Consider the following 17,148-nt stretch of genomic DNA (forward strand, 5'->3'; position numbering starts at 1 on the left):
ATACGGCTGCGGGCCATCAGCCTGCAGTTCAGTGGACATCCATAAGATGTCGAGGAGTACAGCAATGCCTGACAGTCTGAAACTGCTCTATACCCGCCTTCTCGATCCCCAGGGCCGCCTGCTTGACGGGCTGCCGGCCTGGGCCGATGACCCTGCCCTGCTGGTGCGCCTGTACCGGCAGATGGTGCTGACCCGCCTGTTCGACCAGAAGGCCGTGGCCCTGCAGCGTACCGGCCGCATCGGCACCTATGCGCCGACCCTGGGCCAGGAGGCCATAGGCGTGGCCATCGGCGCGCTGATGCAGGCCGAGGACGTGCTGGTGCCCTATTACCGCGACACCGCAGTACAGCTGATGCGCGGGGTAAAGATGGAGGAAATCCTCCTCTACTGGGGGGGCGACGAGCGCGGCAGCGCCTATGCCGACCCGGCCGTGGCCCAGGACTTCCCGCTCTGCGTGCCGATCGCCACTCAGGCCCTTCATGCCTGCGGGGTGGCCAGCGCGTTCAAGATCCGCGGCCAGCACCGCGTGGCGGTGACCACCTGTGGCGACGGCGCGACCAGCAAGGGCGACTTTCTCGAGGCGCTGAATGTTGCTGGGGCCTGGCAGCTGCCGGTGGTGTTCGTGGTCAACAACAACCAGTGGGCCATCTCGGTGCCGCGGCGCATTCAGTGCGGTGCACCGACTCTGGCGCAGAAGGCCCTGGGTGCCGGCTTCCCCGGCGAGCAGGTGGACGGCAACGATGTACTGGCGGTTTACGCACGCATGCAGGCGGCCCTGGAGCGCGCCCGCCATGGCAAGGGGCCGGTGCTGCTGGAATGCCTGAGCTATCGCCTAGGCGATCACACCACCGCCGACGATGCCACCCGCTACCGCAGCAGCGAGGAGGTCAAGCAGGCCTGGCAGGAAGAGCCGATCAAGCGTCTGCAGCTTTTTATGGTGGCCCAGGGGTTGTGGGACGAGGGCCGCGAGCAGGCATTGATCGGCGAGTGCCAGGCTCTTGTGCAGCAGGCGGTGGAGGCCTTCGAGGTGGTCGGCGATCCACCTGCCACCGCGGCGCTGGAGTATGTCTACGAGCAGTGGCCGGCCGCCCTGGCCGAGCAGTGCGAGATGTTCCTGGAACGGGCGGCGCGGCGCAGGGCGGCCGCTGAACGGGGAGGGGACGGCCATGCCCAGTGACAAAGTCAGCCTGCTCGAGGCGGTCAACCTGGCCCTGCACCGGGCCATGTACGAGGACGAGAACGTGGTCGCGCTGGGTGAGGATATCGGCGTCAACGGCGGGGTTTTCCGCGCCACCGCCGGGCTGCGCGACGCCTTCGGCATCAAGCGGGTGATCGACACCCCCCTGGCGGAAACCATGATCGCCGGCCTGGCGGTGGGCATGGCCGCCCAGGGCCTGAAGCCGGTGATGGAAATCCAGTTCATGGGCTTTATCTACCCGGCGCTGGATCAGCTGGTGTCCCATGCCAGCCGCCTGCGCAACCGCACCCGCGGCCGCTTGAGCTGCCCCATGGTGTTGCGCACGCCGATGGGTGCCGGCATCCGCGCCCCCGAGCATCACAGCGAAAGTACCGAGGCGATGTTCGCCCATATCCCCGGCCTGCGCGTGGTCATTCCCTCGTCGCCGGCGCGGGCCTATGGCTTGCTGCTGGCAGCCATCGACGACCCCGATCCGGTGATCTTTCTCGAACCGACCCGGCTCTATCGGATGAACCCTCAGGAACTGCACGACGACGGCAAGCGCCTGCCCCTGGACAGCTGCTTCACCCTGCGCGAGGGCAGCGACCTGAGCCTGATCAGCTGGGGCGCGAGCATCCACGAATGCCAGCAGGCCGCCGAGCTGCTGGCCGAGCGCGGCGTGTCGGTGGAGCTGATCGACGTGGCCTGCATCAAGCCGCTGGATCTGGACACCCTGGAGGCTTCGGTGCGCAAGACCGGGCGCTGCGTGATCGTGCACGAGGCACCGAAAAGCTGCGGGGTTGGCGCGGAGATCGCCGCCAGCCTCTACGAGCGGGCCTTGCTCGATCTGCAGGCACCGATCCAGCGGGTGACCGCGCCGGATATTCCGCCACCGCTGTACCGCCTGGAGGGGCTGTATATCCCCGATGCCTCCGACATAGTCGCGGCTTGCGAGGCGGTCTTGAATTACGCCTGAACGACAAGGGCTGGTGCGCACGGCGCACCCTACGAGGTTGGTGCGGGCAGGGTAGGGTGCGCCGTGCGCACCACGATGGAGAATGTGGGGAGAGCGCCATGAAATATTTCAAACTGCCCGATCTGGGCGAAGGCCTGCAGGAAGCCGAGATCGTCGAGTGGCACGTCAAGGCCGGCGACGAGGTCAAGGCCGACCAACTGCTGGTCTCGGTGGAAACCGCCAAGGCCATCGTCGATATTCCTGCGCCCTACGACGGGGTGGTGGTGAAAACCTTCGGGGCCGAAGGCGATATCCTGCATGTCGGTGAGCCGCTGCTGGCCTACGAAGGCGAGGCCGATGCCGGCACTGTGGTCGGCCGCCTGGAGGGGGGTGGCAGCGCCCAGGCCGACAGCTTCTTCGTCGGGGCTGCGCCGTCCACCCGCGAACACCTGGCCCCGCGGGCCACCCCGGCGGTGCGCCAGCTGGCGCGGCAACTGGGGGTGGACCTGGGGCACCTGGCGGGCAGCGGCACGGATGGCCTGATCACCCGCGCCGATGTTGAGGCGGCGACCCAGACGGCGCGGGACCGGTTTGGCGGCGAGAAGCTGCGCGGAGTGCGGCGCAGCATGGCGATCAATATGGCCCGCGCCCACGCCGAAGTGGTGCCGGTGGTGATAGTCGGTGATGCCGACCTGCACCTCTGGGCTGAGGCCCGCGACCCGCTGGTGCGTCTGGCCCAGGCGATTGCCGCGGCCTGCCGGGTGGAGCCGCTGCTCAACAGCTGGTTCGATGGCAAGAACCTGTCGCTCAAACAGCACGAACGGCTCGACCTGGGCATCGCCGTGGACAGCCCCGATGGCCTGTTCGTACCGGTATTGCGCAATGTCGGCGCACGCAGCGCCGAGGACCTGAAAGCCGGTGCCGCGCGCCTGCGCGCCGACGTCAAGGCGCGTTCCATCCCGCCCCAGGAAATGATGGGCGCGACCCTGACCCTGTCCAACTTTGGCACCCTGTTCGGTCGCTACGCCAACCCCATCGTGATGCCGCCCCAGGTGGCGATCATCGGGGCCGGCGGCATCCGCGACGAGCCGGTGGCGGTCAAGGGCAAGGTCGAAGTACACCCGATCCTGCCGCTGTCGCTGACTTTCGACCACCGTGCGGTTACCGGCGGCGAGGCGGCGCGTTTTCTTCAGGCGTTGGTGCAGGCGCTGGAGCAGCGAGAGGGGTGAGAAGCCCTATAGGCATGGTGTAGCTGTGTAGGGTGGACGGCGCTATGTCCATCCACCACATCGCGATGGTGGATGGGAGCGGCGTCATCCACCCTGCAAGGCTGAAAAACATCACGGGCATGGGTCAGGCACCCCGGCCGCTCCTACGGGGCGGGTGGTTGTTCAAACGCTACGGTGTCTAGCCGGTAGCCCGGATAAAGCGCGCTACACGCTGCAATCCGGGACAAAGGGCGGGTGGCCGGTATAGCTGGGGGCTACTCGGCTTGGGCTTCGCCCAGTTCGCTTAAGGCATCGGGCTGGTTCTTGAAGGCCTTGGCGAAGATCTCGCGGTTTTTCGCCATAAAGATCCCCAGTTCCTCACCCTGCTGCTCGTTCAGCGAAGGCACGGCCTTCTGCAGCACATCGGTCAACAACTCGGCCAGCTCGAGCATCTTGTCATGGCGGTCGGCTTCGGCTTTATCCATAAACAAACGCTCCAAATCTCGGCTGCTGCGGTACACCACTTCGACGGCCATTCATCACCTCTACGCCTTCACGCTGATGGGTTACGGGGAGTTAACTGTTTATTCGTACAGTGGTGACGAGCATAAAGAACTCGCGCGACTTTGCCCAGCGCTAATTGCTTGGCTGTGTAGGGTGCGCCGTGCGCACCGCGAAGGAAAGAGGGCCAGGTTGCTCGCTGTAGCGAAGTAGGTGAGCAGTCCATAGACCCAGTAGGGTGCGCCGTGTGCGCAGCAGCAGTCCCCCTTGGTGGTGCGCACGGCGCACTCTACGAAATCGGCGTGGCGTAGCGCGTGAACAGGTTTTCAGTCACTTAACGGCGCAAACAGCGCCTGCAGGTCTTCCTCGCCGAGCTGCCACTGGGCCTGACTACCGCCCTCCAGCAGGCCGCGGGCCAGGTCGGCTTTGCTCTGCTGCAGTTGCTGGATCTTTTCCTCGACGCTGCCGCGGGCGATCAGCTTGTAGACGAACACCGGCTTGTCCTGGCCGATGCGGTAGGCGCGGTCGCTGGCCTGGGCTTCGGCGGCCGGGTTCCACCAGGGGTCGAAGTGGATCACGGTGTCGGCGGCGGTGAGGTTGAGGCCCGCGCCGCCGGCCTTGAGGCTGATCAGGAAGATCGGCAGTTCGCCTGCCTGGAACTGCTGCACCGGGGTGCGGCGGTCCTGGGTGCTGCCGGTGAGCTTGGCGTAGGGGATATGCCGCACCTTTAATTCGTTTTCGATCAGCGTCAGCATCGCGGTGAACTGGGAAAACAGCAGCACCCGGCGGCCCTCGGCGAACAGTTCCTCGAGCATTTCCAGCAGCTCGCTCAGCTTGCCGGAGTCGTGGCTGCCCAGCGCCGCGTCGCCGTCTTCGCCGAGCAGGCGCAGGTCGCAGCAGGCCTGGCGCAGGCGCAGCAGGGCTTCGAGAATCACGATCTGGCTACGGGCCAGGCCCTGGCGGGCGATTTCCGCGCGGACCTTCTTGTCCATGGCCAGGCGCAGGGTTTCGTAGCGGTCGCGCTGCACCGCGGTCAGCTCGATCCAGTGGGTAATCTCGGTCTTGGGCGGCAGCTCGCGGGCCACCTGCTCCTTGCTGCGGCGCAGGACGAAGGGCTTGATCCGCCCGGACAGGTGCGCCAGGCGCTGGGCGTTGCCCTGTTTCTCGATGGGGGTGCGGTAGTCGCGCACAAAGCTCTTGCTGTCTCCCAGCCAGCCGGGCATGAGGAAATTGAACAGCGACCATAGCTCGCCGAGGTGATTTTCCAGCGGCGTGCCGGTCAGGCACAGGCGCTGCCCAGCCTGTATCTGCGCGGCGGCCAGGGCGGCCTTGCTGCGCGGGTTCTTGATGTTCTGCGCCTCGTCGAGAATCAGCAGGCGGTAGCTGTGCGCGTTGAGCGCCTTGAGGTCGCGGGGCAGCAGGGCGTAGGTGGTGAGAATGATGTCGTGCTCGCCGATCTGCTTGAACAGCGCCCGGCGCTTGGGCCCGTGCAGGGCCAGCACCCTGAGCTGCGGGGTAAAGCGCGCGGCCTCGTCCTGCCAGTTGGGGATCAGGCTGGTGGGCATCACGATCAGCGCCGGCTGGCGCAGGCGTCCGGCCTGCTGTTCGCAGAGGATATGGGCCAGGGTTTGCAGGGTCTTGCCCAGACCCATATCGTCGGCCAGCAGGCCGCCGACTTCCAGCTCGGCCAGGGCCTGCATCCAGGCCAGGCCCTGCAGCTGATAGGCACGCAGCTCGGCCTGCAGGCCTGGCGGGGCCTGAATCTGCGTGGCATTGAGGCTGTGCAGGCGCTGGGCGAAGTCGCGCAGCTGAGCGCCACCGTGCCAGTTCAGGGCTGGGCCCTGTGCCAGCAGGTCCAGGCGCGCGGCATCCAGGCGCGACAGGCGTAGGCGCTGGCTGGATTCGCCCGGCTCGCGGAAGAACAGCTCGCCAAGGGTCGCCAGCAGCGGCTTGAGGCGGGCGAAGGGCAGGGCGACGCGCTTGTGGTTGTGCGGCAGGCTGACCAGCAGCACCTCACTGTCATCGCGCTTGTTCAGCGCCTCGCCATTGAGCAGCCAGGGCGTGCGGCGGATCGCCTGCAGCAGGATCGGTAGCAGGCTCAGGCGCTGGCCTTCGACCTCGATACCCAGCTCCAGGTCGAACCAGTTCTGTTCCGGATCTTCCTCGACCGTGGCGTACCAGTCGTCCACCTGCGCCAGGTTGAACTGGAACTCCGGCTGCATACGGATTTCCCAGCCTTCCTCGCGCAGGCGCGGCAGCTGTTCGCGGACAAACAGCAGCCAGGCCGCCTCGTTGGGTTGTTCATAGGCCTCGCCGGCGCTCTCCGGCAGGGCTTCGCTCTGGCGCAGCGCAACCTGCAGGCCGGTCTGCTCAAGGCGCTTGCGCAGCGCGGCCTCCTGGCCGGCGTCGCGGACGATGCGCAGGCTCTGCTGCGGACTCTGTTTAATCAGCAGATCCTTGACCGGCTTGCCCGTGGCCAGATGGCCCTGGTAGTCGAAGGCCAGGGCGGCGCGGTGCTGGGTCTGCTCCTGCATCCGGCCTTTGCGCGCATCGAAATGCACCCGCACCAGGCTGCCCAGGCTGAGCACCGGCTTGGGCTGCACGTCCTGCAGCAACTGTTCGACCGATTCCGGGCTGGGCACGATCAGGGGCGACAGGTCGACGCCCTGATCCTGCTGGTTCTGCAGGGTCAGCAGGGCGCTGGCCACGTGCTTGCAGTTGAAGCCCACCGGGCAGCTGCAGCGGCCGCTGACGCTCCAGCCCTGGCCGTAGGGCTTGAGGGTGATGCGTTGGTGGTAGGTCTGCGCGCCCGAGCCGCGGCAGTTGGCCAGCAGCAGGTCGCCCTTGAGGCTGAGCAGGGTGCTGCGGCCCTGCGCGGCATAGCCCTGGCCACGCTGCAGGTCACCCGAGCCGAATTCCGCGCGCCAGTCTTCCTGGCGAATGCGCAGCAGGTCGAGGGGCATTAGCACCACCCCAGGGTGGCAAAGGCGATGCGTGGCATGGCGAAGGCATATCTGAAGGACAGCCGACGATTCTGGCACAGGCCGGGCGGATTAGCAGGCTGTTGTGCGGCCCCGTGTGTCGCCAAGTTGGTGCAGGCCTTGGCCGCGGGAACGACACCTGGGGCTTAGCGCCCGGCGAATGACTGGCGGTACTGTCCCGGGGTCGCCCCCAGGGCCTGGCGGAAGCGGTTGCTGAAATGGCTGGCACTGGCAAAACCGCAGGCCAGGGCCACCTCGCCCAGGGGTAGCGGACTGCTGCGCAACAACTGCTGGGCGCGCAACAGGCGCTGGGCCAGCACATAGCGGTGTGGCGGCAGGCCGAAGCTGAGCTGGAACATCCGCGCGAAGTGGTATTCGGACAGCGCGCAGAGCCCTGCCAGCTGTCCCAGGCTGAGCGGCTCGGCGAGATTGGCCTGAACAAAGTCGCGCAGCCGGCGGCGCAGGCCGGGGGCCAGGCCGCCGTTCAGGCGCAGGCCCTCGCGGCGACCGACCTGGTTCAGCAGGGCATGGCTGATCAGGTCGTGGGCCAGGCTGCTGCTGAGCAGGCGCTCGCCCGGCTCGCTCCAGTCCAGGCTGCTGAGCTGGCGAAAGCGCCGGGCCTGCTGTGCATCGTCGAGAAAGGTGCCTTCGCGCAGCTCCAGCTCCCGGGGTTCGCGATCCAGCAGATTGACCGCCGCCAGGGCGAACTGCTCCTGGCTGATATACAGATGAGCCAGATGGATTTCACCGTTGATCACCCAGGCCGACTGATGGCCCGCGGGGAGGATGCACAGCTTGTCCGGCGCGCCCTTGCTGTGCGGGCTTTCGCGGCGAAAGGTGCCGGTGCCGCCGGCCAGGTAGCAGGACAGGGTGTGATGGCTGGGGGCCTGGTAGTCGCGAGCGTCATGACGGTTGCTCCACACGGCCGCGGCCAGCCCATCGCCCAACTCGGCGCTGCGGTGCAGGCGGGTGTTGGGTGAGCTGTGCATGCTCTGGAAAACCTGTAGATGCTCAAGTTGCGCCATAAAACCTCCGGTCGCCCAATGCTACGCCGGCCCGCATCGGCTGCCAGCCCCCGGTTGGAGAAATGCGCAAGATTGTGCAAGGCGTGGTTCAGGCGTTGAGCAGTTTTTCCACTTCGCCGACGGTCAGCACCTTGCCGACCGAGACCACCTTGTCGTCAATTGCCAGGGCAGGTGTCGACATCACACCGTGGGCGGCGATTTCGGCAAAGTCGGTGACCTTGATGACTTGTGCCTCGCGCCCCAGATTGGCCAGTGCCGCTTGGGTGTTTTCGCTCAGAGTGATGCATTTCTTGCAGCCGGAACCGAGGATTTTGATGATCATGCCGTGCTCCAAAAGTCAGATAAACAGATAGGTAAACGCATTAAACAGATAGCCGATCAGCACGATGCCAACGGCCACAATGCCGAAGAACAAGGCCAGCAGCGGTGCCTTGACCACTTTCTTGAGCATGATCAGCGAGGGCAACGACAGCGCGGTAACGGCCATCATAAAGGCCAGCGCCGTGCCCAGGCCGATGCCTTTGGCCACCAGCGCTTCGGCAATCGGCAGGGTGCCAAAGATATCGGCATACATCGGCACGCCTACCAGTGTCGCCAATGGCACCGACCACCAGTTGTCCTGCCCCAGCAGCGCTTCGATCCAGTCCGCTGGAATCCAGTTATGGATGGCCGCGCCTATGCCGACACCAATCAGCACATAGAGCCAGACCCGGCGGAAAATATCGCTGACCTGGGCCCAGGCGAATTCCGCCCGGTCACGCCGCATCAGTTCTGCCTGGGGGATGTCGAGCACCGGGTTGTGCATGACAAAGGCTTCGACGTAACGCTCCATCTTCGCCCGGCCGATCAGCGTGCCGCCCAGCACCGCCAGCACCAGGCCAATCAATACATAGGCGATGGCAATCGACCAGTTGAAGATGCTCGCCAGCAGAATCACCGAGGCCAGGTCCACCAGCGGTGAGGAAATCAGAAAGGCGAAAGTCACCCCCAGCGGCAGCCCCGAGCTGGTAAACCCGATAAATAGCGGAATCGACGAGCAGGAACAAAACGGCGTGATGGTGCCCAACAATGCTCCGGTGAGTTTGGCCTTGAAGCCACTCATGCCGCCGAGAATCCGCCGCGTACGTTCGGGCGGAAAATAACTCTGCACCCAGGAAATGCTGAAGATCAGCACCGCCAGCAGGATAAAAATCTTGATCACGTCATAGATAAAGAAGTGCAGGCTGGCACCAATGCGGCTGGTCATGTCCAGGCCGAAGCCGTCCTCCAGCAGCACACGCACCAGCCAGGCCAGCCAGTCCATGCGCAGCAGTTGGTCGTTCAGCCATTTGAACAGTTCCATGGGTTTTCCTTAGTCTTGCACCTGAGTGCGCTCGTACCAGCCCTTGCTGTTATTGACCATGCGCACCAGCCAGAGCATCACCGGCACCTCGATCAGCACGCCGACCACCGTGGCCAATGCTGCGCCGGAGTTGAAGCCGTAAAGCGCGATGGCCACCGCCACGGCCAGCTCGAAGAAGTTCGACGCACCGATCATCGCCGCCGGGCCGGCGATATCGTGGCGCACCTTGAGTTGGCGGCACATCCAGTAACCCAGCGCAGCGATAAACAGCGTCTGCAGCAGAATCGGCACGGCCAGCATGGCGATGATCAGCGGCTGCGCAACGATGGTCTGGCCCTGGAAGGAGAACAGCAGCACCAGGGTGGCGAGCAGGGCGAGGATGGAGAACGGCCCGATACGCGCCAGCACCGCTTGCAAGGCCGCATCGCCATGGCGCAGCAGGCGCGCGCGGATAAATTGGGCGATGGCCAGGGGGATAACGATATACATCACCACCGACAGCAGCAGGGTGTCCCAGGGTACCGGAATCGATGACACGCCCAGCAGCAAAGCGACTATGGGGGCGAAGGCGAACACCATCACCAGGTCGTTGATCGCCACCTGGGTCAGGGTGAAGTTGGCGTTGCCCCTGCACAGGTTGCTCCAGACGAACACCATGGCGGTGCAGGGCGCGGCACCGAGCAGGATCAGCCCGGCCACATAGCTGTCGATCTGCTCGGCCGGCAGCCAGCCGGCGAATGCATGACGCAGAAACAGCCAGGCCATAAAAGCCATGGTAAAGGGCTTGATCAGCCAGTTGACGGTCAGGGTCACGCCCAGGCCGGCGCGCTGCTGGTAGACCTCGCCAATGGCGCTGAAGTCGATCTTTATCAGCATGGGGATGATCATCACCCAGATCAGCAGGCCCACCGGAATATTCACCTGGGCGATTTCCAGTGCGCCCACGGCCTGCGCCGCCTCTGGGGCGAACAGGCCGAGCAGGGTGCCGCCGATGATGCAGAGCAATACCCAGAGCGTCAGGTAACGTTCGAAAAAGCCCAGTGGCGAGCCGGCCTGAGAGGCCGAGGATTCGAGGGTGTTGGTCATGCTGGCTTCCTTGAGGCAACGTCACGAGTCTAGTCAGGCCCGCCGGGCGCGGTATTGATCTGGGTCGGCTTGGGCTTGGCTGAATATACGGTTTACAAGATATATGGATATCAATATATTCGCAAAACCGTATTTATGTGACGCCCACCGCCATGAGCCAAAAGACCCGCGTGCTGTTTCTCTGCGTGGCCAACGCCGCCCGCTCGCAGATGGCCGAAGCCCTGCTGCGCCATACCGACCCCGAAGGCTACGAGGCCTTTAGCGCCGGCACCCAGCCCGGCGAGGTGGACCCGCGTGCGCGTCTGGCGCTGGAGCAGCTGGGGGTAAGTACCGAGGGGCTGCAGAGCAAAGGCCTGGAGCATTTCGACGGTCAGCAGTTCGACTACGTGATCACCCTGTGCGACAAGTCCGCCTTCGAGTGCAGCACCCTGCCCGGGGCCGGCGAATATATCGCCTGGGACTTCGAGGACCCGGCCAGCAGCCGCCAGCCGAATGCCTACAAGCACTGCCTGCAGCAGATCCATGAGCGCATCAAGATGTTCGTGCTGGTCAAGAACAAGACCAGGGCCCCACTGCAGATGCTCGCCCCTGTCACCCTGTTCAAGGCCCTGGCCGACGACACCCGCGCGCGCATGACCCAGTTGATCGCCCAGGAGGGCGAGCTGTGCGTCTGCGAGCTGACCGCTGCCCTGGAGGAAAGCCAGCCGAAGATCTCCCGCCACCTGGCCCAGTTGCGCAGCAGCGGCCTGCTGCAGGATCGCCGCGCCGGGCAGTGGGTCTATTACCGTTTGCACCCGCAACTGCCGGCCTGGGTTGGCCAGACTCTGGCCCAGGTGCTTGAGGCCGGTGATCCGCAACTGGCCGAGGATCGCTTGCGTTTGCACGGTATGCGTGACCGCCCCGATCGCGCCGCGGTGTGCGGCTAAGCCATTCGAGGGATAAGGCAACGATGATCAATACCTTGGGGTTATTCGCCCTGACGGCGCTGGCCGAGATCATCGGCTGCTACCTGCCGTATCTGTGGCTCAAGCAGGGCAAGAGCATCTGGTTGCTAGTGCCGGCTGCTGTATCGCTGGCGCTTTTTGCCTGGCTGCTGACCCTGCATCCAACCGCTACCGGGCGGGTGTATGCCGCCTACGGCGGGGTCTATGTGGCGACGGCAATCATCTGGCTGTGGCTGGTGGACGGCATTCGTCCGACCCATTGGGATCTGCTGGGTGCGGCTGTGGCCGTGCTCGGTATGGCGATCATTATGTTTGCACCGCGCAATATCTAATCCCTTCAACAGAGAGAGTCTGTGCATGGCTATCAAGGTAGGTATCAACGGTTTTGGTCGTATCGGTCGTCTGGCGCTGCGTGCTGCCTGGGGCTGGCCGGAGTTTGAGTTTGTGCAGGTCAACGACCCGGCCGGTGACGCCGCGACCCACGCTCATCTGCTGAATTTCGACTCGGTGCATGGCCGCTGGCAGCATGAGGCGAGCAGCGAAGGCGAGTGCATCCTGATCGACGGCAAGCGCATCCAGATCACGGCCAACAAGACCATCGACGATACCGACTGGAGCGGCTGTGATCTGGTGATCGAAGCCAGCGGCAAGATGAAAAGCGTCGCGGTGCTGCAGGCCTATCTCGACCAAGGCGTAAAGCGCGTGGTGGTCTGCGCGCCGGTAAAAGAGCCGGGCGCGCTGAATATCGTGATGGGCGTCAACCAGCAGCTGTTCGACCCGGTGCAGCACCGCATCGTTACCGCCGCTTCCTGCACCACCAACTGCCTGGCTCCGGTGGTCAAGGTGATCCACGAGAACCTCGGCATCCGCCACGGTTCGATCACCACCATCCACGACCTGACCAACACCCAGAGCATTCTCGATACGCCGCACAAGGACCTGCGCCGGGCACGGGCCAGCGGCATGAGCCTGATCCCCACCAGCACCGGTTCGGCCACGGCGATTGCCGAGATCTTCCCCGAGCTGCGCGGCAAGTTGAATGGCCATGCCGTGCGCGTACCCCTGGCCAACGCCTCGCTGACCGATTGCGTATTCGAGGTGGAGCGCGCCACCACGGTGGAAGAGGTCAACGCTCTGCTTAAAGCCGCCGCTGACGGGCCGCTCGCTGGGATTCTTGGCTATGAGGAGCGGCCGCTGGTGTCCATCGACTACCGCACCGATCCGCGCTCCTCGATTATCGATGCGCTGTCGACCATGGTGGTCAACGGCACCCAGGTGAAGCTCTACGCCTGGTACGACAACGAATGGGGCTACGCCAACCGCGCGGTGGAATTGGCGCGGATGGTGGGGTTGGCCGATTGATCCGTAGGGTGGATGACGCCTTTTTCATCCACCTTGGTTATCTGGTGGATGGATAAAGCGCCATCCACCCTACGCTCTGTAGGGGCGGCGGGAACGCCTAGTTATTGGCCGCGATGGATCGTCGGTATTGCCATCGCGGGCAAGCCCGCTCCTACAAAAGCCTGTTGCGAAATCCATCACTTACTCCATGCGGTACAACAGGATTTCTCCGATGCACGCCTTATCCCGCCTAGCCCCCGACGTGCGCCAATACCTGCTGGTGACCGGCAACTACTGGGCCTTTACCCTCACCGACGGCGCGCTGCGCATGTTGGTGGTGCTGCATTTTCACAGCCTGGGTTACTCGCCGCTGGCGATCGCCGCGCTGTTTCTGTTCTATGAGATTTTCGGCGTGGTGACCAATCTGGTCGGCGGCTATCTGGGGGCGCGGCTGGGGCTGAATCGCACCATGAATATCGGCCTGGGCCTGCAGGTGGCGGCCTTGCTGATGCTCACCGTGCCAGCGGCTTGGCTGACCATTCCCTGGGTGATGGGCGCGCAGGCGCTGTCCGGTATTGCCAAAGACCTGAACAAGATGAGCGCCAAAAGCTCGATCAAGTTGCTGGTGCCGGACAGCCAGCAGGGCAGGCTGTACAAGTGGGTGGCGATTCTTACCGGCTCGAAAAACGCGCTCAAGGGCGTGGGCTTCTTTATGGGCGGCGCGTTGCTGGCGTTGCTCGGTTTCACCGGCGCGGTCCTGGCCATGGCGGCTGTGCTGGCGCTGATCTGGCTGGCCAGCCTGCTGCTGCTGAAAAAGGATCTGGGCAAGGCGAAGGCCAAACCGAAGTTTCGCGACATTCTGTCCAAGAGCCGGGCGATCAATATTCTGTCGGCGGCGCGACTGTTTCTCTTCGGTGCCCGCGATGTGTGGTTTGTGGTGGCGCTGCCGGTGTACCTGTCCAGCGTGTTTGGCTGGGATTTCTGGATGGTCGGCGGCTTTCTCGCTGCCTGGGTGATTGGCTACGGCATTGTGCAGTCCTTCGCCCCGACCATCACCGGCAAGGCCAGCGGCCAGTTGCCGGATGGTCGCGCGGCATTCGCCTGGGCTGCCGTGCTGGCCGGGTTGCCCGCAGCCATTGCTCTGGGTTTGAGCACTGATCTATCGGCGCACTGGGTATTGCTCGGCGGGCTGATGGCGTTTGGCGCGCTGTTTGCGGTGAACTCCTCGCTGCACAGCTACCTGATCGTCAGCTACGCCAAGGAAGACGGCGTATCGCTGGATGTTGGCTTCTACTACATGTCCAACGCCCTTGGTCGGCTGATCGGCACGCTGCTGTCGGGCTGGGTGTATCAGGCCTATGGCCTGCAAGCCTGCCTGTGGGTGTCGTCGGCCTTTGTCCTGCTCGCCGCGCTGATTTCCATTGGCCTGCCCAGGCATGCTGAGCAGAAACCCGCGGGCTGATCAGTCGCAGCTGGCCCCACAACCACCCTCAGGTCCCGGGTATACGGGGGCAAAGCCGCCGCCTGGGGTACGAAAATTGGTGGTCTGGCCCTGGTACAGGCGCGCGGCCAGCCACTGCACCTGGCTGTCGTAGGCATAGGCGCGCAGGTCGAACTTCAGTGCCGGGGTTTCCGGTGACATGGCGCGTTGCCCCGGCAGCACCAGGGCCTGGGCCACGTAATCGCCGGCGAGGATTTCCTGCCATACGCGCTGGGTCAGTTTGTCGCCGCGGTAGGCGGCGCGGCTGCCGTAACCGGCGCAGGGTTTGAAGAACAGCTGCTTGCGCGTGCGCCACAGGCGTTCGGCATTGGCTGGCTCGACTACTTCGGTATGCGGAATGGCCGCCAGCAGCAGTGCCTGAATATCCTCGGGCACGCCGAGGGCCTGCAGTTGCTCGGCATCGCTCAGCAGCGCCAGGTTGCGTTTGTCGGCATACAGGGCATGGGCCTGCGGGTGCGGGGTGAGCAGGGTGGCGCGCTCAAGATAGGCCTGGCGCAGCTGGGCATGGGCCGCATCGTCCAGGGCGAAATCGGTCAGGCGGTTATAGACCAGGTCGATGGCCAGTTCGCCATGCCAGAGCTGGCCGTCACGCAGGCTTAGCTCGCTGGGGTCGGCGATTACCGCCTGCAGGCCGTGGCGTTGGAACAGCTGTTGGAACAGCAAAAACTCCGGGTACAGATACTGCTGCTCGGGCCTCTCGTCGACTATGGCGATGCTGCGCAGCGGCCGGGTATGACCCGCCAGGGCCCATTCCTGCTGGAACATGGCAATGATATTGGCCTCCAGGCTTTCGGCCCGCAGCGCCGGCGGCAGCAGTTGCTCGATGGCCGGGCAGCACGCCCGCTGCGCCCGCGCCAGCACGGCGTTAAGCATGGCCCCGCCGGCATTGCTGTTGATCTCGATCAGGCCGATGCCGTCTTCGGCGATATGGAAGTCATAACCGAAAAACACCCCCTTGGCCCCAGGCTCAAACCGGGCAATGGCCGGCGAGCGGGCCAATACCCGCTCGCGATAGGCCGGCAGGGCCACCACCGACTCGATGGCGCGAATCACCTCGGCCATGCGTTCGAGCTGGGCCCTGGCGACGAATACAGGGTGGGCGGCAAACAGGTAGGGGCAGCGCTCGCGCACCAGTTCGAACAGCCCAGGTTGGCCCAGGTTTGACTCCAGGGCATCGCGCAGCGCCGTCTGATCCAGGCTGATGCAGAAGCAACGGCTGTTGAGCGTTTTGATCGACACCTCGGCCAGGGCCGCACCGACGCTGGCCGAAGAGAGATAGCTAGCGTCTTGTTCGCTGAGGGGGAGCAGCGGCTGGGTCATGGTGGTTTCCGTGTGATTCTGGAGTGGATTGCCTAGGGTTGTAGCAGTCGCTGCCCGCGTTGGCCATAGCGCCCAGCCAATACGTCCGTCACTGCAACTCGCGTCCAGAAAAAGCGCAACTTTATGCAAGTGGTGGCGGCCTAAGGCGCGCAGACTTCAGGCTTGTTATCGGGAGTCTGTTGATGAACCTGTCGCTCTATCTATTGACCGTACTGATCTGGGGCACCACCTGGATCGCCCTCAAGCTACAACTGGGCGAAGTGGCGATTGCCGCCTCCATCGCCTACCGCTTCGCCCTGGCCTCCGCCGTGTTGTTCGCCATCCTGCTGCTCAGCGGCCGCCTGCAGAAACTCGATAAGCGCGGCCAACTGATCTGCCTGGCGCAGGGGCTGTGCCTGTTCTGTATCAACTTTATGTGCTTCTACACCGCCAGCCAGTGGATCCCCAGCGGCCTGGTGGCGGTGATCTTCTCCACCGCGACGCTGTGGAATGCGATCAACGCGCGGCTGTTCTTCAAGCAGAAGATCGCTGCCAATGTGCTGGCCGGTGGTGCGCTGGGCTTGGGCGGCCTGGCGTTGCTGTTCTGGCCGGAACTGGCCGGGCAGGAGGCCAGCCATGAAACCCTCCTGGGCATCGGCCTGGCGCTGATCGGCACCCTGTGTTTTTCTGCCGGCAATCTGCTCTCTAGCCTGCAGCAGAAGGCCGGCCTCAAGCCGCTGACCACCAACGCCTGGGGCATGCTCTATGGCGCGCTGATGCTGGTGGCGATCTGTCTGGTCAGTGGCACGCCGTTCGGCTTTGAGTGGAATACCCGTTACGTCGGCACTCTGCTGTACCTGGCGATTCCCGGCTCGGTAATCGGCTTTACCGCCTACCTGACCCTGGTCGGGCGCATGGGCCCGGAACGTGCAGCCTACTGCACCGTACTGTTCCCGGTGGTGGCGCTGAATATCTCGGTGTTTGTCGAGGGCTACCAGTGGACCGCCCCGGCGCTGTTCGGTCTGGTACTGGTGATGCTGGGCAATGTGCTGGTATTTCGTAAGCCCAAGGCGATACCTGCAACCGTGGCTAGCGCACAGGGTTAGCTGCGCCTTTCTCTGCCGGCCCATAGCGCCGGGTTGTTGCCCCCGGCGCTGCGTGAGGCTATTCAGCCGGCATAGTCCGGACTAGTGATTTCTCGGGTCGTCCGCCGGGTCGAGGTAGCTGAGGCCCCAGGGGCCGACGCCATGTACCTGAACGATGACTTCCTGATCCCGGGTGGTGGCGAACATCGGCATCCCCGCGGGAATGATCAGGGTATCGCCCGGTTGGTAAGCCTTGACCATGGCCGGGTCGGACTTGTCGCCGGTGGCAAAATAGAAAGTGCCCGAGATAACGGTCACGCGCTCGGCGAGCGGATGGGTGTGCACGCCGATATTCGAGTTTGCCGGCACCTTAAGGCGGAAGGTAAAGGGCTCGGCGGCTTTCAGGTCGCCTTCGATCACGGCGATCATCGCGCCGGGGCCTACTGACGGCGCAGGGGTCCATTGCAGGTCTGACGGGGTAGCCGCAATAAATCCTGAATCCTCCGCCAGGGTGGTGGAGGCCAGGCATAAGCCGCCGAGCAATGCCAGGGCTACAGCGACGGGTTTAAAAGTGTTCATCATGGTTTCCTCTTGTCCGGCTGGAACAACGTGAGGGCAGGGCTTATCGCGACAGAGGGAAACAGATGGCCGTCACAGGGAACTCTGTGCGATCAGCTTACATAGATGACGTTAGCCGAGATTG

Annotated in this window: 16 protein-coding genes; 8 read left to right on the forward strand and 8 right to left on the reverse strand. The window is 64.3% G+C overall.

The genetic code is table 11. The features are described from left to right. Positions 1 to 64: 64 nt before the first annotated feature. From pdhA to WMW70_RS04255, 3 genes are all read left to right on the forward strand, one after another. Positions 65 to 1,177, forward strand: coding sequence for a pyruvate dehydrogenase (acetyl-transferring) E1 component subunit alpha (pdhA, locus tag WMW70_RS04245; RefSeq protein ID WP_341436246.1), 1,113 nt, complete (start codon positions 65 to 67; stop codon positions 1,175 to 1,177). Then, positions 1,167 to 2,153, forward strand: a complete 987-nt coding sequence (locus WMW70_RS04250; RefSeq protein WP_341436247.1) for an alpha-ketoacid dehydrogenase subunit beta — start codon at positions 1,167 to 1,169, stop codon at positions 2,151 to 2,153. Before pdhA ends, WMW70_RS04250 begins: the two co-directional genes overlap by 11 nt. Before the next feature lie 98 nt (positions 2,154 to 2,251). Beyond that, on the forward strand, positions 2,252 to 3,361 hold the full coding sequence (locus WMW70_RS04255) for a dihydrolipoamide acetyltransferase family protein (protein WP_341436248.1): 1,110 nt from the start codon (positions 2,252 to 2,254) through the stop codon (positions 3,359 to 3,361). Between the two features lie 254 nt (positions 3,362 to 3,615). Here the strand turns inward: WMW70_RS04255 and WMW70_RS04260 are convergent, their stop codons facing one another. The 6 genes from WMW70_RS04260 to arsB all read right to left on the reverse strand — a co-directional run bounded on the left by WMW70_RS04260 (position 3,616) and on the right by arsB (position 10,275). Next, positions 3,616 to 3,876 carry a YebG family protein gene (locus WMW70_RS04260; RefSeq protein ID WP_341436249.1) on the reverse strand — a complete coding sequence of 87 codons (261 nt, stop codon included), beginning with the start codon at positions 3,874 to 3,876 and terminating at the stop codon, positions 3,616 to 3,618. Between the two features lie 291 nt (positions 3,877 to 4,167). Further along, entirely contained in the window at positions 4,168 to 6,804 is a 2,637-nt protein-coding gene (locus tag WMW70_RS04265) for a DEAD/DEAH box helicase (RefSeq protein WP_341436250.1), read from the reverse strand. A 164-nt stretch (positions 6,805 to 6,968) separates the two neighbouring features. Continuing rightward, a complete protein-coding gene (locus WMW70_RS04270) occupies positions 6,969 to 7,847 on the reverse strand; it encodes an AraC family transcriptional regulator (RefSeq protein ID WP_341436251.1) in 879 nt (292 codons plus the stop codon). Positions 7,848 to 7,935: 88 nt separating this feature from the next. Continuing rightward, positions 7,936 to 8,169 carry a thioredoxin family protein gene (locus WMW70_RS04275; protein ID WP_339459555.1) on the reverse strand — a complete coding sequence of 78 codons (234 nt, stop codon included), beginning with the start codon at positions 8,167 to 8,169 and terminating at the stop codon, positions 7,936 to 7,938. Positions 8,170 to 8,184: 15 nt separating this feature from the next. Beyond that, positions 8,185 to 9,189 (reverse strand): permease, encoded by a 1,005-nt coding sequence (locus WMW70_RS04280; RefSeq protein ID WP_341436252.1) that lies wholly within the window; start codon positions 9,187 to 9,189, stop codon positions 8,185 to 8,187. Positions 9,190 to 9,198: 9 nt separating this feature from the next. Continuing rightward, entirely contained in the window at positions 9,199 to 10,275 is a 1,077-nt protein-coding gene (arsB, locus tag WMW70_RS04285; protein WP_341436253.1) for an ACR3 family arsenite efflux transporter, read from the reverse strand. Between the two features lie 152 nt (positions 10,276 to 10,427). On the opposite strand from arsB, the gene WMW70_RS04290 reads away from it, so the two are divergent. The 4 genes from WMW70_RS04290 to arsJ all read left to right on the forward strand — a co-directional run bounded on the left by WMW70_RS04290 (position 10,428) and on the right by arsJ (position 14,022). Further along, on the forward strand, positions 10,428 to 11,201 hold the full coding sequence (locus tag WMW70_RS04290; RefSeq protein ID WP_341436254.1) for a metalloregulator ArsR/SmtB family transcription factor: 774 nt from the start codon (positions 10,428 to 10,430) through the stop codon (positions 11,199 to 11,201). Positions 11,202 to 11,224: 23 nt separating this feature from the next. Continuing rightward, positions 11,225 to 11,551: a YnfA family protein gene (locus WMW70_RS04295; protein ID WP_341436255.1), complete on the forward strand. Its 327-nt coding sequence runs from the start codon at positions 11,225 to 11,227 to the stop codon at positions 11,549 to 11,551. Between the two features lie 25 nt (positions 11,552 to 11,576). After that, entirely contained in the window at positions 11,577 to 12,581 is a 1,005-nt protein-coding gene (locus WMW70_RS04300; protein WP_341436256.1) for an ArsJ-associated glyceraldehyde-3-phosphate dehydrogenase, read from the forward strand. 211 nt (positions 12,582 to 12,792) lie between these two features. Next, positions 12,793 to 14,022 (forward strand): organoarsenical effux MFS transporter ArsJ, encoded by a 1,230-nt coding sequence (arsJ, locus tag WMW70_RS04305; RefSeq protein ID WP_341436257.1) that lies wholly within the window; start codon positions 12,793 to 12,795, stop codon positions 14,020 to 14,022. On the opposite strand, the gene WMW70_RS04310 is transcribed toward arsJ, so the two are convergent. Further along, positions 14,023 to 15,381, reverse strand: coding sequence for a hypothetical protein (locus WMW70_RS04310; protein WP_341436258.1), 1,359 nt, complete (start codon positions 15,379 to 15,381; stop codon positions 14,023 to 14,025). Positions 15,382 to 15,563: 182 nt separating this feature from the next. Between WMW70_RS04310 and WMW70_RS04315 the strand changes: the two genes are divergently transcribed. After that, positions 15,564 to 16,466, forward strand: coding sequence for a DMT family transporter (locus tag WMW70_RS04315; protein ID WP_341436259.1), 903 nt, complete (start codon positions 15,564 to 15,566; stop codon positions 16,464 to 16,466). Between the two features lie 81 nt (positions 16,467 to 16,547). On the opposite strand, the gene WMW70_RS04320 is transcribed toward WMW70_RS04315, so the two are convergent. After that, entirely contained in the window at positions 16,548 to 17,024 is a 477-nt protein-coding gene (locus WMW70_RS04320; protein WP_341436260.1) for a cupin domain-containing protein, read from the reverse strand. Positions 17,025 to 17,148: the final 124 nt, after the last annotated feature.

It is taken from the genome of Pseudomonas sp. XK-1, from assembly GCF_038069885.1.
Taxonomy (GTDB): Bacteria; Pseudomonadota; Gammaproteobacteria; order Pseudomonadales; family Pseudomonadaceae; genus Aquipseudomonas.

Bases quoted from the DNA above. Each gene is read 5' to 3' on its own strand.
- WMW70_RS04280 (WP_341436252.1), bottom strand. From the start codon at position 9,189: ATGGAACTGTTCAAATGGCTGAACGACCAACTGCTGCGCATGGACTGG.
- WMW70_RS04310 (WP_341436258.1), bottom strand. From the start codon at position 15,381: ATGACCCAGCCGCTGCTCCCCCTCAGCGAACAAGACGCTAGCTATCTC.
- WMW70_RS04295 (WP_341436255.1), top strand. From the start codon at position 11,225: ATGATCAATACCTTGGGGTTATTCGCCCTGACGGCGCTGGCCGAGATC.
- WMW70_RS04315 (WP_341436259.1), top strand. From the start codon at position 15,564: ATGAACCTGTCGCTCTATCTATTGACCGTACTGATCTGGGGCACCACC.
- WMW70_RS04260 (WP_341436249.1), bottom strand. From the start codon at position 3,876: ATGGCCGTCGAAGTGGTGTACCGCAGCAGCCGAGATTTGGAGCGTTTG.
- WMW70_RS04250 (WP_341436247.1), top strand. From the start codon at position 1,167: ATGCCCAGTGACAAAGTCAGCCTGCTCGAGGCGGTCAACCTGGCCCTG.
- WMW70_RS04290 (WP_341436254.1), top strand. From the start codon at position 10,428: ATGAGCCAAAAGACCCGCGTGCTGTTTCTCTGCGTGGCCAACGCCGCC.
- WMW70_RS04270 (WP_341436251.1), bottom strand. From the start codon at position 7,847: ATGGCGCAACTTGAGCATCTACAGGTTTTCCAGAGCATGCACAGCTCA.
- arsB (WP_341436253.1), bottom strand. From the start codon at position 10,275: ATGACCAACACCCTCGAATCCTCGGCCTCTCAGGCCGGCTCGCCACTG.
- WMW70_RS04275 (WP_339459555.1), bottom strand. From the start codon at position 8,169: ATGATCATCAAAATCCTCGGTTCCGGCTGCAAGAAATGCATCACTCTG.
- WMW70_RS04255 (WP_341436248.1), top strand. From the start codon at position 2,252: ATGAAATATTTCAAACTGCCCGATCTGGGCGAAGGCCTGCAGGAAGCC.
- pdhA (WP_341436246.1), top strand. From the start codon at position 65: ATGCCTGACAGTCTGAAACTGCTCTATACCCGCCTTCTCGATCCCCAG.
- arsJ (WP_341436257.1), top strand. From the start codon at position 12,793: ATGCACGCCTTATCCCGCCTAGCCCCCGACGTGCGCCAATACCTGCTG.
- WMW70_RS04320 (WP_341436260.1), bottom strand. From the start codon at position 17,024: ATGAACACTTTTAAACCCGTCGCTGTAGCCCTGGCATTGCTCGGCGGC.
- WMW70_RS04300 (WP_341436256.1), top strand. From the start codon at position 11,577: ATGGCTATCAAGGTAGGTATCAACGGTTTTGGTCGTATCGGTCGTCTG.
- WMW70_RS04265 (WP_341436250.1), bottom strand. From the start codon at position 6,804: ATGCCCCTCGACCTGCTGCGCATTCGCCAGGAAGACTGGCGCGCGGAA.